The organism is Chloroflexota bacterium (assembly GCA_023475225.1).
Classification (GTDB): Bacteria; Chloroflexota; UBA6077; order FW602-bin22; family JAMCVK01; genus JAMCVK01.
Genome location: JAMCVK010000036.1, coordinates 107,444 through 122,779, shown reverse-complemented (window position 1 = coordinate 122,779; position 15,336 = coordinate 107,444). Strand labels below are relative to the sequence as shown.

Genomic DNA, 15,336 nt, shown 5'->3' with positions numbered 1-15,336 from the left:
CCCTAGCTAATCATCCCCCAAATTGTAAGCGCGATCCCCACGACCATCGCAAGGGCGGCCATAGCAAGCAACAGCGGGCGCTTACGCATATTGGCCTCCTTACTGCGATCCCAAAATGGCAAGGTCAGTAAGGCAAGTACGGCGACTACCTGAACACCAATGCCAATTAATTCGCTTGGAAAGAGTTTCAGTGCCTGATATGAGGCGAGGAAATACCATTCTGGCTTGATATGCTCGGGAGTGACGAGGGGATTTGCCGGTTCACCAGCCGCTAAAAAAGGCCAGGGAATAAAGAAGACGATGAACGCATAGATCATCAATACACAAAGTACAACCAGGGCCATATAGGTTACTTCATTGGGGAAAAAGGGCTCTTTCTCCCCTGGCCAATCCCTATAGCGGTCTTTGTTTGCCATGAACCATCCTCGAATCGTTCGTCATAACGGCTGGGAGATACCAGTGCGTCGAATCATCCAAAAATGGAACAGCATAAAAAGCACGAGCACCACCGGAATAATGACCACATGCAAGGCGAAGAACCGCGAAAGTGTGGCTTGTGTCACCAGATTGCTACCCCTAATCAACAGCAATAGTCCATCACCAATGAACGGAGTCACTCGCACTGAGTTGGTCACGACAGTCGTCGCCCAAAACGACATCTGTGACCACACCAAAACATAGCCCGAGAAGCACAAGGCCAGAGTAAGGAGCAGCAGGAATACACCCGATACCCAGTGCAGCTCGCGAGGTTTTTTGAATGCACCTTGGTAGAACACACGTAGCATGTGAATGACTACCGTAATTATCATCAGATTTGAGCCGACAGCGTGAATGCGGCGAACCAACCAGCCGAAGGAAACGCTGTTATCGATGTTCACAATGCTCTGGAATGCCTTATCTGTCTCTGGTATGTAATAGAGCATTAGAAACATTCCCGATAGGGTCATAATAATAAAGATTACCAGGGAGATCCCTCCGAAACAGCGCAGCCAGTGAAATCCCTTGGGAACAACCTTTTCCGTCAGCTCGTCTCGCACGAGCTGACGGATCTGGAAGCGTTCGTCAAGCCAATCCACTACCGCATTCACTGCAGTTATCATGTGCCTCCTACAATGATCTGGTCCGGTAATTCTCTAAGGCGCAGTTGCTCCAACGGGATGGGGGGAGGTCCGGAAATCACCTTACCATTCTTATCAAATCGCCCATCGTGACACGGACAGACGAACTGTTGTTTTGCCGGTTCCCACTTCACGATGCAACCGAGATGCGTGCACACCAGCGAGAAGGCCCGAATCCCGTTGGTCCTATTCATCACAATGGCCGGTTCATCACCGTAAACTATAGTCTTAACTGCGCCTGCAGGTAATTCAGATAAGGGGATGGTCATTGGGCGTGGTACACCCTTTGGCGCGGCAGAAAGATATCTATAAAGGGGATAGACGAACTGGCCCAGACCCATAGCGGCAACGATAGACGCCAGCAGACCGATTAAGAAATCGCGTCGTGTCACCAACTGGGATGGGCGTGGCCCCTTGATAGGGGTATAGGTTGCGTCACTCATCAACGTCCCTCAGGGATCAATTTCACACCAACATAGCTGTGGCAGTTGTTACACGATTTTTGCACTTCATGGCAATAGAGACACTGGTGTAAGTTAAAATCAACCTGGTTCTGACCGAACACGCCCCTATCTACCACCTCCATGTGATGAGTCTTCCACCAGTCCAGAGGGTTATGGTAATCAGGAGCGGTGTATTGGGGTTCGATCTTGATGGCCAGTGGCCCCCTGCCATCCTTCACAGGTTCTGGCACACGCACCACAGCCACAATGCTGAATAGGACTAAAGCGGCAATAACGATAACTGACCACAGGATGGTGGTGACCAAATTTGTCTGTCTCATAACACTAGTGCTTTAGAGAAAAGGTCGTGCACGCCGCCCACTCTCACGTCGACCTTATAGTGTTTCATCACCTCTGGCAACTGGGCCTTGCAGATCGCACAGGGGGTGGCCAGATAGGTGGCTCCAGTCGAGCGACATGCCTCTGCTCGAATCTTGCCACCGGCAAAGCGTGTAGGCATGATCTCATCGGTCAGAAGTCCGCCACCTGCGCCGCAACACACAGTTTTCTGGCGGATGGTTTCAGCGGGCATCTCGACGAAGTTGTTACAGGTTGCGGCAATTATCTCTCTGGGTTCCTCCAGCAGTTGGCCCGCTCGGGCGGGATTGCATGGGTCGTGGTACGTGACTAGCATGTCATCGTTCCCGCTGCGGTCAAGTTTGAAGGCACCCCGCCGAATTAGGTCTGCGGTGAGTTGACAGATATGCATTGGGTAAGGTGTATCGAGAAAATCCAGAGGGCCGTTCAGGGCATCGGTCATTATGCCAGCACGCCAGGCATGGCCACACTCACCCCAGATGATGCGTTTCACCTTCAGCTCCCTCGCCGCATCCACAATGCGCTTGTTCACCTTCTTTAGATTGTGAAAATTGAGAAACAACCCGAAATTTCCCGCTTCATTGCAGTAAGTGCTAGTCGTCCAGCTCACTCCAGCCGCGTAGAATAACTTGGCATACCCCATCATCGTGTCGGTGTTAGCAAAATTGTCCGCTGAAGGCATCACTAACAGAACCTCTGCACCCACCTCGTCCACAGGCAACCGAATATCCTTACCTGTTTCCTCACGTAGCTCCTCTTCGAGGAACTCGCAATTATCTTTCCATGCTAGGGGTGGTATGCCGAGATTATTCCCCTGTTCGTAGACCTTGGCAATCACTTCTGTCACATACTTCGTCCCAATGCCGATGGAGGCCATGATCTCCCGTGCGGCCATGGTAATTTCCGCTGTATCGATCCCGTATGGGCAAAAGACTGAACAACGGCGGCATTCCGAGCACTGGTAGAAGTAGGTATACCAATCACGGAGCATGTCTTCATCCAGATCATGAGCATCCACGATCTTCCCGAACAAACGCCCAGCCAGCGTGAAATAGCGACGATACACCTTACGTAGCAATTCGGCCCGGGCAACGGGCATATTCTTGGGGTCGCCCGTGCCCAGATAAAACTGGCACTTATCTGCACACGCACCACATTTTACGCAACTATCCATCATCACCTGCAGCGAACGATATTTTTTAAGTAATTCGCCGAATTTCGCTATAGCCCTTTCCTGCCAGTCTGGTATACGACCAGCAGGCAGTTCGATGGCCACCAGGTCCTTCACCTTAGCTGGATAGCAGACTATGTTCGCCGATACGTCCTCTGATAGTTCTGGAACCGTGATGGAATAAGTCACTGCAGCGTCACTCCGCTTTTTGCTTCACTATTGGTGAGTATTTTTGCCTCATTCAGCGGATAGTTCCAGGGATTAACGTATCGCCTGCGCACGTCAAAAATCTGGGTGCGCACTGGATTAAACAGCAGTCCTATACCGTGGACCAGTTTGCTGAAGGGGAAATACGCAACTAATAACAGTACTAAGCCAAAGTGAATCTGGAAGATGGGGTCGCTGGGGAGCCCCACGGGGGCAAAGGTGATCAGGCCCAGAATGAACGCTTTAATGTCAACAAGATAGGGGCGGGCATAATAGTGCATCAACATACCCGTGCCGGCGATACACAGCAAAAGAAAGAGGATGAAATAATCGGCCATAGAGGAGACATAAAGGGTCCGCGTGATAGACACTCGCCGATAGAAGAGATAGAGGATGGGCAGGGGTAGAAGGAAGCCGGCGTAGATTCCGATAGTTTGCACCGTCATTATCCAATCTGGAACTGGATAGAGAAAATAACGGAGATGACGTAGGAATACACCTAACAAGCAGAGATGAAAGAGCCATCCGCCAATCCACAACAAGCGTGTTCCCTTTAATAAATTTTGAAACAGGAAAAAATCACCTACTACTCGAGCCAACATGCCAAAAACAGATTTTGGTGCTGGCGTCAAGGGAATAGGCAAGGGGGCTGGCGTTTTCACCCAGACCTGGATACGGTACACCATCCCGACGATGAATAAAAGGATAGTGAGATAGAATGCCGCTGTGAAAATTATGGTCATTATGGTAGTGTAAAGTGCGGAGAGATCCACGGGGGTTTCCTCACGCTGTTTGAATGGAACTGGTTGTGAATTATCGTCGCTCTGGGCGGCTGGTGATTCTTTCACCGTCCAGAGCGACGCGTCTTCTTACACACAACCAGTGGGTTTGGGCAGACCAGCGACCTTACAGGCACCCTTGGCCGGACCACCTGGAAAGAGTTTATAGATATACTTCAGGTCGAATCCGGTATCCTTGCACAGCTTACGAATCATTGGTGCAATACCAAATTCCTGATAATAGTTGCGCAGATAGCTGATGACCTTCCAGTGATCCGATGTTAATTCCTCGACCTCCTCTGCCTTGGCCAGTGCTTGGGCGATTTGCTCATTCCACAGAGCCGGCTCCTGCATGAACCCATCCTCATCCACTTCTATCTCGTTACCATCGTATTTGAATGTTGGCATAGTTATGTACCTCCTAAAGTTAAAGTCTCTATAGGCCAATCGCCAGATTCGCCTCTGGCGATTGGTTTTAGCTAAGAACCCCCGCCCTTACTCTGGTAGCTTGATGAACGTTGCACCGCCATAGGAAACGAACTCCAGTGCCCCGTCTTTTACCAACTCGGATAGCGCCTTCTTTGCGGTGGGGTGATCGATCCCTAATCCATTGGCCACATCCCGAGCGGTAAGCATCTTCCCCTTCTTTTTGAAGAACTCAATGATCTTCCCCTTGAGTTCCTCTTCAGTTTCACCTGGCATTTTGTCTACCTCCTATCTCTACCACTTGAAGGCCGGAGTAGTACGGAACGTCTCGGTGGCAAAGGTAAAGTCATCGATCAATTGCTCAGTGAAGGGGATGCCTGTGAGCAGGAAGAAGCGGTCCCAGCCGATCCGCTCGATCCACTCCCCCATGCGCTCATGCTTATGAGCATGCCTGGCCCAGGTCTCGATGATGTTCTTTACTGCGGCCACAGTCTCAGGCCAGCGCGGTGGATTGTTGGGCAAATAAGGGATGACCAGGCGGGAGAAAGCAGGAGGAGTGCGGGCACTGGAAACCTTGCCTCCAACCCAAATGGAGACCCCATCGCCCTCAGCATCTGCTAGAGGTAAGCCAGGGCACATCGTGTAGCAGTTGCCGCAATACATACACCGCTTTTCGTTGATGATCAGACTTTTCTCCTTGGGATCTGGGCGAATGGCACCTGTAGGGCAAGCAGCGATCACATTGGGTATTTCGCACTTGGTACGGATGATCTCGTGGTTGGGCTTTGGTGGTTTGCGGTGTATCCCAAGTATGGCGACGTCCGAGCAGTGTACTGCACCGCACATATTTAGACAGCAGGCCAGGGAGATACGGCAGTAAGCTGGTAATTTCCAGCTCATAAAGTAGTCATACAGCTCGTCCATCAACGCCTTCACCAGGCCAGAGGCATCTGTCGCTGGAGTATGGCAGTGGGCCCAGCCCTGAGTATGCACGATGTTGGTAATGGAGTGTCCTGTACCACCTACCGGATACCCTTTGTTCCTGAGCTCAGCTATGAGCTGTTCCACCTTACTTCCATCAGAGACAAGGAATTCTATGTTATGCCGACTGGTGAAACGAACGTACCCTTCACAGTATTTATCGGCGATATCGCAGATCTCTCTGACACGATCAGTGCTCAGCAAGCGCTCTGACCCGGCCCGAACGGTATACAGTTCGTCACCTGATTCAGCAACATGCTTCAGGAGCCCGGGCTTGAGACGCTCATGATATTTCCATTTTCCGTAATTCCTCTGAATCACGGGGGGTAGCATCTGCGTGTAATGAGGGGGACCAAAATCTGTGCGGGCCATCTTATTTCACCTCCTCAGCCGACCAGAAGTAGTAGGGGTTCGCTCGTGGTCGTATGATCATCTGGGGAACTGGCCGCAGACCTGTGGCGCGCAAGAACTGCCCCATCCCGAGCCGGTTGATCAGTTCTCCCAAGCGTTCACGCATCTTGGCGTTCTCATCCCACCAGTCAAAGATTTTGTTGACCAGGTCCTTCAGCTCTCCGTATGGGGGCTCCATCTTCATAAAGGGCACGACTACCCAGGAGAGTAAAGCCCCTTGAACGATGGGGGCCTTGCCACCTACCAGGATAGTGGCCCCACGTTGCTCACCAGGACGCAATGCCTTAGGCATCTGGTTGATGCAATGCATGCAGCGGTTGCATTCCCTATCATTGATCTTCAATGTCCGGGAATGTGCATCCCATTCCATGCATTTGGTTGGGCACAGATCGACCACCTCACCTTGAATATCAAACCCTGATTCCCAGTACTTACCAACCTCATCCTCATCGATCTGAATGTTCCCCTTCCAGGTGCCAATCACGGACAAGTCCGACCTGGCGATGGAGGCCACACAGTCGTTAGGACAACCGGCAACTTTGATCTTAAACTTGTAAGGGAACATTGGACGGTGAAGTTGTTCCTGGTATGCTACCGTGAGATCGTGACATATGTCTAGAGTGTCGATACAGGCATATTCGCATCGCGCCGGTCCTACACAGGCACTGGGGGTCCGCAAGCACGACCCTGAACCCCCTAGATCAAAGCCGATCTCCGCCAGATCGTCGAAACAGAGCTGTAGGTGCTCTGTTGTCGTACCCAAAAGGATGATGTCACCCGTGGCCCCATGGAAGTTGGTTAACCCGCTTCCATGTTTGTCCCACACATCGCAAAGTGCGCGCAAGGCCTTAGTGGTGTAGAACCAACCAGAGGGCTGGTTGACCCGCAAGGTGTGAAACATCTCCACGTTAGGGAAAAGGTCCGGTCGATCTGAATAGCGCCCAATCACACCTCCACCATACCCTTTTACGCCAACGATCCCCCCATGCTTCCAGTGCCCAACCTTCTCTTTGTAAGATAACTCAAGCTGTCGCATCAGGTCTTTCGCCGCTGGTTTCTTCTGCGCAGCCTCCCTCATATCCCTTACGAAGCTCGGCCAGGGCCCTTTTTCCAGTTCATCCAGGAGGGGTGTTTCTGAATCTGGCATTTTCTTTACCTCCATTCCCTTTTCCTGAGCTATCCCCTGCTCCTCAAGATACTTCCAACAAACTCTAGCCCTTCAACCTATGAAATCTAGCGCTGATCACATGCCTTGAGAATAGGTCTCCTTGTGTATTTTGTATTAGGTCAAATGACCTATTTTTAGAGTAGGTCAATCGAACTATCTCCAGCGATAATTGAGGGAACAGTGTGTTACGGCTTGATCAGTCCCTGCCGAATGGCATACCTGACGAGCTCAGCACGACTGTGGATACCTAGCTTCTCCATGATATTCGCGCGATGCACCATGACCGTCTTTGGACTTAAGCACAACTTTTCAGCGATCTCACGGCTACTCAACCCTTCCGTGATCAACTTGAGTACCTCTGTTTCCCGTTCAGTCAAGCGTGGCTGTTGCCCACATTCTTCGGCTGCCTCCCTCATTCGAGCTATCACCTCGCGAGCAACAGCGGGATGCAGGAAGGCATCCTCCTGGTACACAGCACGGATAGCAGCGACCAACTCCGCTCCACCAGATTTTTTCAAAACGTAACCAGCGGCGCCAGCCTCCAACACGGGGAAAACATACTCATTGTTATCGTGCTGAGTTAGAACGAGTATCTTCACCTCTGGAAATGCCTGCTTGATCCGGCGGGTCGCCTCAAGCCCGTCCATCACAGGCATCGAAATATCCAGCAGCACCACGTCCGGTCTGAGTGTTTCTACCTGCTTCAATGCCTCTAACCCGTTCGCCGCCTCCCCGATGACTTGAAGGTCATCTCGCCGCGCCAACAATGAACATATACCATCGCGCAGGATAGCATGGTCATCAACAACCAGGACCCGAATTTTATCCATCATCACCTCCAAGGGAAACGCAGATCCGAATCTCTGTGCCATTACCGGGCATGGAGGTGATATAAAGTTCACCCCCGATAGCGCTGATCCGTTCCTGCATGCCCATCAATCCCCAACCGCATTTCGGATCGGCGGAACGGGCAATTGAGTCCACATCGAAGCCGATGCCATCGTCCTTAACGACAATCTCCAGCGCATTCGATTTTCGAGCGAACCTTATGGTAGCGTGGCGTGCCCCGGAATGCTTAGTAATGTTATTGATTGCTTCTTGCACGGTACGAAAGATCGCTGTTTCAACTACCGGTGACAAGCGAGGCACATCTCTAGCCTTCTGCACCTTAAGGCGCACCCCCAGCTCTCCCAGCCGTGTCTCTGCATACCAGCGCAGCGCCGCTGTCAACCCCAGCTGATCGAGCATCGTCGGGCGCAGATCGAAGATAATCTTATGGATTTCGTCGATGGTATGGATGGTCAGTTCCCGCATTCGTTGCAGCAGTGGCTGCATCTCTGATGAGGAGCCCGCCTCTCTTGCTGTATCAAGGGTATACAAAAGCGCGCTCAACGTCTGGCTGGTTTCATCGTGTAATTCTCTTGAGATACGTTTACGTTCCTCTTCCTGTGCGGAAATGACTGCACGCAATAAGGCACCACGCACTTGCTCTTTGCGCTGCAACTCCTCATATAGCTGCGCGTTCTCAACAGCAATGGCGATTTGGTCGGCTATAGAGGTGAGCAGCGCGATCTCTTCCGTTGAAAATTCGTGCAGTACACGTGTACCAACACACATGCTCCCCAGCCTTTGGCCTTTAGCGATCAATGGGATATGGGCCAATGAGCGTAGATTTTCCCGTTGAAGGGCGGTACCCGCCGTTGTCTGGTAATGAGGAACGTTCGATACTATGACAGGTTTGCCGGTGTCCAGTACCCCAGCACACCCACTATCGCTGAGTCCAACGCGTGTAACGACCATAGCCGCCTCTTTCGATAACCCTCGAAACGCCCGCAACTTCAGGGTGTGATCCTCCCCTTCAACTAGAAAGATCACACCCACGTCCACTCCGCTGATCCGCATAACCTCGGCCAGCACGATATCCAGACACTCCTCCAGATTCCGTGATTGAATGACGGTACGAGCAATAGTATTCAGCGCTGAGAGATCACGATTACGGGCGAGTAGCGTTTCCTCGAGACGTCTCTCTTGAGTCACATCACGCCATACCTCAACGATGCCATTTACCCGTCCACCTTCATCTATAAGCGGAGAGGCAACGATGTCCAGATAACGCCCTGAGCCCTCCTGGGGGTGAAAGTGCGTCACACGAACAGGCCGACCTGTCTCGACTACGATGGGTAGCGGACATGGACAATCGGCTGATTGACAGGGCGTGGACCCGTGAGCGATTTCGTAACAGGACTTGCCGATAGCAGCACATCCGTCGTCTAGATGCCTGCTTAGCCTCGCATTAACCTGTCTCACACGATAGTCCCGATCAATCACCATCAGCTCATCACTGAGACTGTCCATCACTGTTTGGAGTTGGTCACGCGAGCGCTGGGCTTCCTCTTGCGCCGCAACACATGCAGCTGTGCGCTCCTGCACACGCCTATCGAGTTCGCGGTTCCATGCCTGGCTCTCTTCCATGGACGTCTTCAAACGCAAGCGCATTTCATCAAAAGAGCGGGTTAGGGTGCCGATCTCATCACGACCATGCACCTCTAAAGGTGTCTTCAGGTCACCACTGGCTATGCGCCGCGTCGCTGTTGTGAGAGCCTGTACGGGCGTGATCACCATGCGCGTAGTCACATAGACCAGTCCCAGCACACCCAACAGCGCCATTGCGCCCAGGGTGAAAATCTTTGACAGCAATTGATGCCTCGGCGCGAACGCTTCAGCTTCGCCTTGATGAACTGCGACTCCCCACTGAGCCCGATACAGGGGTGCAAAGGCCAACACCTCGCGCTGGCGGTCCAGACCCCACGACGAGACATGACAGTCATGACAGGTCGTCACAAGCGGGCGATGGTCTTGGATCATCCTGATTAGATTGCCACTGTGATCGCCGAACTTTGAAACGCGATCGGATCGGCTGCTGGAAAGGATCACACCATTAGCATCCACAAGATCTGCATAGCTAGTTTCGCCCAGGGCAGGAGAATTGGCCAAGACGCCAATGTTCGACCCGTTCAAGTCGATGGTCAGGGCAAGTAAACCGATCACCTCTCCCGCAGCGTTTCGAATGGGGGCAGCTGCCAGGACTGATGGCTGGGGATTATGAGCGTCGATGGTGCTTGATATCGAGAAACGTTCGCCTTTCAAAACACTCACCACCGGGGTGGCATGGTCCAGTGAGAGAGAGGGGGCGCTTGGTGGTTGTGTCATGAGGATTCTTCCCTTGTTATCAAGTAGATAGACCTGGTCACCAAAAAGGGCAAGGCGATGAGCTACGGCTTTCAAGGCATCTTCGCGTTGCGTCGGATCCACTAACTCCTCTTGTGTGGCGGCAGTGGTCAGGGCGTGATCGATGTTGGCCAGGACGTAATCGATACGACTGGCCATGGTCTGGGCCAGCGCTACACGTTCTTGCAGGGTGCGGTCGGTGTTCTCTTGGAGGGCGCTTATACCAAGAAAGGCGAAAAGGCCTACCAGCGAAATCACACCAATGGCGGCGATGATCGCCATCTTCCTGCCCAGACCGATGTTGGGCCAAAAGAAACGAGACACGTGGTGCTCAAGCGATTTCTCAATGAAATTCCATTGTGGCTGGATTATCACCCACCTCCCTCTCCCCCCTTGAAAGTGTCGCATATTATCCCCCGGGGTTCAAGGTAACCCTTCAAGATTTCATTATGAGAGTCGGGACACATCCCCAGGCCCCTACCCCTGGCAATTCTGCTATTCGGCTTTCCCATGATAGTTAATGCGCTTTGGTTTGTCCATGCCGGGCTTTATGAGAGACCGGTTACCTCACAGGTGGATTACTACATAGTGTACTAATTTTGGCCCTAAAAATCATTTATTTTTAACATATCTTTTTTCCTAGCTCTTTCGTATACTTTGGGTTATTCTAAGCCCTGCTCCAGGCAGAGCCTGGAGTGCCTCTGATAGGGGGTGATCGCCTCAGCATATAGCCACTGGTGTTCCCCTACTTGATTAGGGAGAAGATTCATCTTATTAGGAGGTAAATGGGAGTGAGAAAAGTCACGGGTATCCTGTTGGTGATCCTGTTGGTTAATGTCCTGATAGTGGGCTTGGCGGGTTGTGCCCCGGGCGCCCAACCTGCGCCTACGGCCACGAAGGCCGCTGCCCCAGCGCCCACCAAGGCCGCAGCCCCTGCACCTAAGGTAGAGAGCATCGTAGTCAGTACCTGGGGTGGCAACTGGAAAGATACGCTGGATAGGGAGGTAAGCAAACGCTTTACTGCTGAGACGGGGATCAAGGTCGAGTATGAAGTCGGTGGCACGGTCGATCGCCTGGCCAAGGCCAGGGCGGCTAAGGGCAAGCCTCAGGTGGATATCACCCTCACCACCACTCATATGGGGCGCCTATACATCTCGGATGACCTCTTCGAGAAGCTCGATCTCTCCAAAATCCCCAACTCCAAGGATCTCTTCAAGGAGGCGGTTCGCAGCGATTATCACCTGGGTGTGTGGTCCTACGTCTACACCATCGTCTACCGCCCCGACCTGATCAAAGAGAATATTACCTCCTGGGCTGACCTTTGGAAGCCAGAGTTCAAGGGCAAGATCGGCTTGCCCGACTTCGACCCCAGCCATATCATCGTGATGAGTGCGTTGCTATCAGGCGGCAATGAGTTCCAGTGGGAGAAGGGGCAGGAGAAGCTCAAGGCCCTCAAACCCAACATTGCCGGCTTCTACGCTACCGATGCCCAGAGTCAAGACCTGTTGAAGACCGGCAACGCACCGATCGAGGTCATGCTCAGCATCAACGCCTTCCACCTCAAGGAGCAGGGTGTACCGGTCAAGATAGTCGACCCGAAGGAAAAGGCAGTGGTTGGTATCGACACGGTCGCCATAATGAAGGGGATCGACCCGGCTCGCCGGGAGGCGGCCTATAAGTACATAAACACCATGCTTGATAAGGATGTCCAGGAGAAGCTGGCCGCCTCCTTCAAGTGCGGGGTGATGAACATGAAGGCCAATCTCCCTCCTGAGTTAAAGGGCCAGCCAGGTGTCCTGGCCACACCGGATGACTGGAAGACGAAGGCTTACCTGATTGATGATGGACAACGGGCCAAGATGATGAGCGCCTGGAAGGAATGGTTCAACCGCGAGATCGTGGCCAAGTAGGGCCGGATAATATCCTGCACATCCTCAGGATGAGGATGTGCAGGATCGCTAATAAGGTATAATGATCTCTTTAGAGAAGAAGACCTTTGAGCTCGCTTATGGAAGGGCGCAGCTAGCTATTTCTCTGCCAAGGCAAAACCTCCTTGGCCTGCTCAGCGGCAAGAGGGTGGCTAATCTGCCTGATGTCAGAGCGGCCGTGCGGCGTGTCCTCAGCCAACCTATCGGCTCCCCACCACTAGTTGATATCGTGCGAAGAGGGGAGAAGGTGGCCATCATCGGCGGGGACATCACCCGTGTCTGGGTGCACTATGATCTGCTCATCCCGCCAATCCTCGACACGTTGAATCAGCGCGGCATATCCGATGATGACATCACTGTCATCATCGGACAGGGCACACATCGCTCTTTGACCAGGGAGGAGGTCCTGACCGTTTATGGCGCTGAGGTCGCAGCCCGGGTGCGGATTGAGGGTCATGATTGCCTGGATCGAGCTAATTTAGTGAACTTGGGAAAAACGGTGCGGGGCACCCCCATCGAGTTGAATAAGAAAGTTGTTGAGTCTGACCGGGTCATCGTCACTGGGGGTATCGTATATCATTTTCTGGCCGGCTTTGGGGGCGGTAAAAAGGGCATCATGCCTGGGATAGCTGGCTTCGATACAGTACAGACGAACCATGCTCTTTTCTTCAATCCTCCACCCGCCAGGGGAATGAATCTATCAGTCGGTTCTGGTTGTCTTAAGGGCAATCCGCTCTCCGCAGATATGGTCGAGATAGCCAGGCATGCTCATCCTGATTTTCTGGTCAACGTGGTGGTCAATGGGCAGCATCAGCTAAGCCATATAGTAGGAGGTGACCTAATAGCAGCCCATTTGGCTGGTTGTCAGTTCGTCAGAGAGCATTTCTCTGCCCCCTTAGATGAAAGGGCAGAACTGGTCATCGTTTCCTGCGGGGGATGGCCGAAGGATATCAACCTTTATCAAGCCTACAAGACGTTGGATAACGCTGTGCGGGCGGTGCGTCCGGGAGGGGTGATCGTCCTCTTAGCTGAGTGTAGCCAGGGATTGGGGGGAGCAGAGTTCGAGGAGATCTTCACCAGCCCGGATAGCCTGGAAGAGAAAGAGGACCGCTTGCGGGCCTACTGCACCATTGGTGGCGCTATGGCCTACGGGTTCTGCGTGCAGGCCAAGGCCCACACTGTAATTCTTGTCTCTGAGCTGCTTGACGAACAAGTCAGAGTGAGTGGCACGATCCCTGCCCACTCTGTTGATGAAGCGCTGTCGATGGCTTATCATCTGCTGGGTATGGACACACCGATCACCTATTTAATGCCTCAAGGTTCCATTACCTTCCCCATCCTATCAACGGAGATGACAGAGCCATGGCTGTAATGGAGAAAGAGCTGCCGATCGGACTGACGGACCGCATCTCTCGTCTCCCTAAGCGACGGCTGGCCTTGCTCTTTCTGCTACCAGTATTGGCTGTACTGCTGGTTTATCTGGCTTCGCTGGGCTTCCTCTTCCAGTATAGCTTTCGCACCTTCGTCCCCGGTTCCTTACAGATCGGAGGCTTCACCTGGGCCAACTACTGGAAAATCCTCGATCCCCTTTACTTGGGTTACCTGATGGACACCTTCCGCCTCAGCGCCTATACCACCATCTTCACCCTTATCCTGGGATATCCGGTAGCTTACGCCTTAGCTCGTTCCCAGTCTCGCCCTTTTAGCTCGATCGTATTGATTCTCACCGTAGTGCCCTTCTTTACCGGGGTGATCGTCCGTACCTATTCCTGGATGCTTATGCTTGGCAGCAGCGGATTCCTGAATGCCCTGCTTCTTCGTTTAGGGCTGATCTCTGAGCCGATAGAGATGATGTTCACTGAAACGGCAGTGATCATCGGTTTGGTTCAATACTCCTTGCCCGTGATGATTCTGCTCCTGGCGGCGGCGATCAGCCATATCGATGTCGCTTATGAGAAGAGTGCCCAGAGCCTGGGGGCCAATCCCTTGCAAACCTTCCTGCGTGTGACTCTGCCCTTAAGCCTCCCGGGGATCATCTCTGGCTCCATCGTCATCTTTGCCTGGACTCTCAGCGCCTTCCCCACGCCGCAGATGCTGGGTGGAGGTAAGGTGAAGATGATCGCCATCTCGATTTACGAGCAGGCCATTGAGACGGCCAATTATCCCTTCGGGGCGGCCTTGGCCTTGTTCATGTTAGTGTTGACTCTACTCGTCATGGGTGGATTACAATGGGCCCTGAATCGTCCCGGGAGGGGGAATGGGCATGGTTAGACGTAAGCCCGCCCGAAAGAAACTGCTCTGGACCAGCGGCCGTCTCCTTTTTTGGGCCGTAGTGATAGCCGTGTTGGTCTATTTGACTCTGCCCACGGTGGTCGTAATCATGGCCTCTTTTAACCCCACCGCTATTCTGTCTTTTCCTCCTGAAGGGCTATCCCTACACTGGTACCAGAACATGATTGAACGGTCAGAATTTCAGAGGGGCTTTTTCAATAGTGTTTATACTACCTCGCTGGCCAGCCTGGCCGCGGCTATCATCGGCATAGCGGCGGCGATCATCATTGAGAGAGCCAACTTGCCCGGCGCTGGACTGCTGGCCGTGGTACTCCTTTCACCTTTGATGGTCCCTGGTGTAGTAACCGGCTTAGGGCTCTTGCTTTTCGCTGCTTGGTCAGGACTGATGGCCAGCCGAGAGATCCTGGTCCTGGGGCATATTATCCTCATCATACCCTTCGTCCTGCGCAGCGTTTGGGTGAGCCTGCAAAATATCGATACAAGCCTGGAGAAGGCTGCCGCCAGCCTGGGGGCGAACCCGGCAAAGGTGCTTTTCCATGTTACCCTGCCGATGCTGCAACCAGGCATCTTCGCCGGGCTCCTGTTTGCTATCATTATCTCCTTCAATGAGTTCGTTGCCTCGGTATTCATCAGCGCTAGAACAACCGAGATCTTGCCGGTAGCCATCTACACCTATGTACGTAACTTCACCGATCCGACGGTGGCTGCTGTTTCGACGGCCTTCATCGTCTCTACCACCCTGATCCTTTTGGTGGTTGATAGAATCGCCGGGATAAGCAAGATCCTGCAAATAAAGTGAGGGCGAG

16 protein-coding genes are annotated in these 15,336 nt (G+C 52.8%); 4 read left to right on the top strand and 12 right to left on the bottom strand.

Going from position 1 to position 15,336, the window contains the following annotated elements; translation table 11 throughout:
- Positions 1 to 2: 2 nt before the first annotated feature.
- From M1136_09250 to M1136_09195, 12 genes are all read right to left on the bottom strand, one after another.
- Positions 3 to 416 (bottom strand): hypothetical protein, encoded by a 414-nt coding sequence (locus M1136_09250; protein MCL5075813.1) that lies wholly within the window; start codon positions 414 to 416, stop codon positions 3 to 5.
- A gap of 21 nt (positions 417 to 437) precedes the next feature.
- Positions 438 to 1,100, bottom strand: coding sequence for a cytochrome b N-terminal domain-containing protein (locus M1136_09245; protein ID MCL5075812.1), 663 nt, complete (start codon positions 1,098 to 1,100; stop codon positions 438 to 440).
- Positions 1,097 to 1,561, bottom strand: a complete 465-nt coding sequence (locus tag M1136_09240; GenBank protein ID MCL5075811.1) for a Rieske (2Fe-2S) protein — start codon at positions 1,559 to 1,561, stop codon at positions 1,097 to 1,099. The genes M1136_09245 and M1136_09240 overlap by 4 nt, the downstream gene beginning before the upstream one ends.
- Positions 1,561 to 1,902 carry a hypothetical protein gene (locus tag M1136_09235; GenBank protein MCL5075810.1) on the bottom strand — a complete coding sequence of 114 codons (342 nt, stop codon included), beginning with the start codon at positions 1,900 to 1,902 and terminating at the stop codon, positions 1,561 to 1,563. The genes M1136_09240 and M1136_09235 overlap by 1 nt, the downstream gene beginning before the upstream one ends.
- Entirely contained in the window at positions 1,899 to 3,299 is a 1,401-nt protein-coding gene (locus tag M1136_09230) for a (Fe-S)-binding protein (GenBank protein ID MCL5075809.1), read from the bottom strand. The genes M1136_09235 and M1136_09230 overlap by 4 nt, the downstream gene beginning before the upstream one ends.
- A complete protein-coding gene (locus M1136_09225; GenBank protein ID MCL5075808.1) occupies positions 3,296 to 4,165 on the bottom strand; it encodes a respiratory nitrate reductase subunit gamma in 870 nt (289 codons plus the stop codon). The genes M1136_09230 and M1136_09225 overlap by 4 nt, the downstream gene beginning before the upstream one ends.
- Positions 4,166 to 4,186: 21 nt before the next feature.
- A complete protein-coding gene (locus M1136_09220) occupies positions 4,187 to 4,504 on the bottom strand; it encodes a TusE/DsrC/DsvC family sulfur relay protein (GenBank protein ID MCL5075807.1) in 318 nt (105 codons plus the stop codon).
- Positions 4,505 to 4,591: 87 nt separating this feature from the next.
- On the bottom strand, positions 4,592 to 4,798 hold the full coding sequence (locus M1136_09215; GenBank protein ID MCL5075806.1) for a GntR family transcriptional regulator: 207 nt from the start codon (positions 4,796 to 4,798) through the stop codon (positions 4,592 to 4,594).
- A gap of 18 nt (positions 4,799 to 4,816) precedes the next feature.
- Positions 4,817 to 5,875 (bottom strand): dissimilatory-type sulfite reductase subunit beta, encoded by a 1,059-nt coding sequence (gene dsrB / locus M1136_09210; GenBank protein MCL5075805.1) that lies wholly within the window; start codon positions 5,873 to 5,875, stop codon positions 4,817 to 4,819.
- Between the two features lies 1 nt (position 5,876).
- Entirely contained in the window at positions 5,877 to 7,061 is a 1,185-nt protein-coding gene (gene dsrA / locus M1136_09205) for a dissimilatory-type sulfite reductase subunit alpha (GenBank protein ID MCL5075804.1), read from the bottom strand.
- A 206-nt stretch (positions 7,062 to 7,267) separates the two neighbouring features.
- Positions 7,268 to 7,915, bottom strand: a complete 648-nt coding sequence (locus M1136_09200; protein MCL5075803.1) for a response regulator transcription factor — start codon at positions 7,913 to 7,915, stop codon at positions 7,268 to 7,270.
- Complete coding sequence (locus M1136_09195; GenBank protein MCL5075802.1) at positions 7,905 to 10,685, bottom strand: GAF domain-containing protein; 2,781 nt, start codon at positions 10,683 to 10,685, stop codon at positions 7,905 to 7,907. The genes M1136_09200 and M1136_09195 overlap by 11 nt, the downstream gene beginning before the upstream one ends.
- A 416-nt stretch (positions 10,686 to 11,101) precedes the next feature.
- Here M1136_09195 and M1136_09190 point away from each other — a divergent pair, with 416 nt between their 5' ends.
- The 4 genes from M1136_09190 (at position 11,102) to M1136_09175 (ending at position 15,329) form a co-directional block, all read left to right on the top strand.
- Positions 11,102 to 12,220: an ABC transporter substrate-binding protein gene (locus M1136_09190; GenBank protein MCL5075801.1), complete on the top strand. Its 1,119-nt coding sequence runs from the start codon at positions 11,102 to 11,104 to the stop codon at positions 12,218 to 12,220.
- Positions 12,221 to 12,281: 61 nt separating this feature from the next.
- Entirely contained in the window at positions 12,282 to 13,610 is a 1,329-nt protein-coding gene (gene larA, locus M1136_09185; protein MCL5075800.1) for a nickel-dependent lactate racemase, read from the top strand.
- Entirely contained in the window at positions 13,601 to 14,509 is a 909-nt protein-coding gene (locus M1136_09180) for an ABC transporter permease (protein MCL5075799.1), read from the top strand. The genes larA and M1136_09180 overlap by 10 nt, the downstream gene beginning before the upstream one ends.
- The gene (locus M1136_09175) at positions 14,502 to 15,329 is read left to right on the top strand and encodes an ABC transporter permease (GenBank protein MCL5075798.1); all 828 of its coding nucleotides are present in this window, start codon (positions 14,502 to 14,504) and stop codon (positions 15,327 to 15,329) included. The genes M1136_09180 and M1136_09175 overlap by 8 nt, the downstream gene beginning before the upstream one ends.
- The last annotated feature ends 7 nt before the right edge of the window (positions 15,330 to 15,336 follow it).

Excerpts from the sequence above, each read along its gene's own strand:
- M1136_09175 (MCL5075798.1), top strand. The coding sequence starts at position 14,502 with ATGGTTAGACGTAAGCCCGCCCGAAAGAAACTGCTCTGGACCAGCGGC.
- dsrB (MCL5075805.1), bottom strand. The coding sequence starts at position 5,875 with ATGGCCCGCACAGATTTTGGTCCCCCTCATTACACGCAGATGCTACCC.
- M1136_09250 (MCL5075813.1), bottom strand. The coding sequence starts at position 416 with ATGGCAAACAAAGACCGCTATAGGGATTGGCCAGGGGAGAAAGAGCCC.
- M1136_09200 (MCL5075803.1), bottom strand. The coding sequence starts at position 7,915 with ATGATGGATAAAATTCGGGTCCTGGTTGTTGATGACCATGCTATCCTG.
- M1136_09240 (MCL5075811.1), bottom strand. The coding sequence starts at position 1,561 with ATGAGTGACGCAACCTATACCCCTATCAAGGGGCCACGCCCATCCCAG.
- dsrA (MCL5075804.1), bottom strand. The coding sequence starts at position 7,061 with ATGCCAGATTCAGAAACACCCCTCCTGGATGAACTGGAAAAAGGGCCC.
- M1136_09235 (MCL5075810.1), bottom strand. The coding sequence starts at position 1,902 with ATGAGACAGACAAATTTGGTCACCACCATCCTGTGGTCAGTTATCGTT.
- larA (MCL5075800.1), top strand. The coding sequence starts at position 12,282 with ATGATCTCTTTAGAGAAGAAGACCTTTGAGCTCGCTTATGGAAGGGCG.
- M1136_09215 (MCL5075806.1), bottom strand. The coding sequence starts at position 4,798 with ATGCCAGGTGAAACTGAAGAGGAACTCAAGGGGAAGATCATTGAGTTC.
- M1136_09180 (MCL5075799.1), top strand. The coding sequence starts at position 13,601 with ATGGCTGTAATGGAGAAAGAGCTGCCGATCGGACTGACGGACCGCATC.
- M1136_09220 (MCL5075807.1), bottom strand. The coding sequence starts at position 4,504 with ATGCCAACATTCAAATACGATGGTAACGAGATAGAAGTGGATGAGGAT.
- M1136_09245 (MCL5075812.1), bottom strand. The coding sequence starts at position 1,100 with ATGATAACTGCAGTGAATGCGGTAGTGGATTGGCTTGACGAACGCTTC.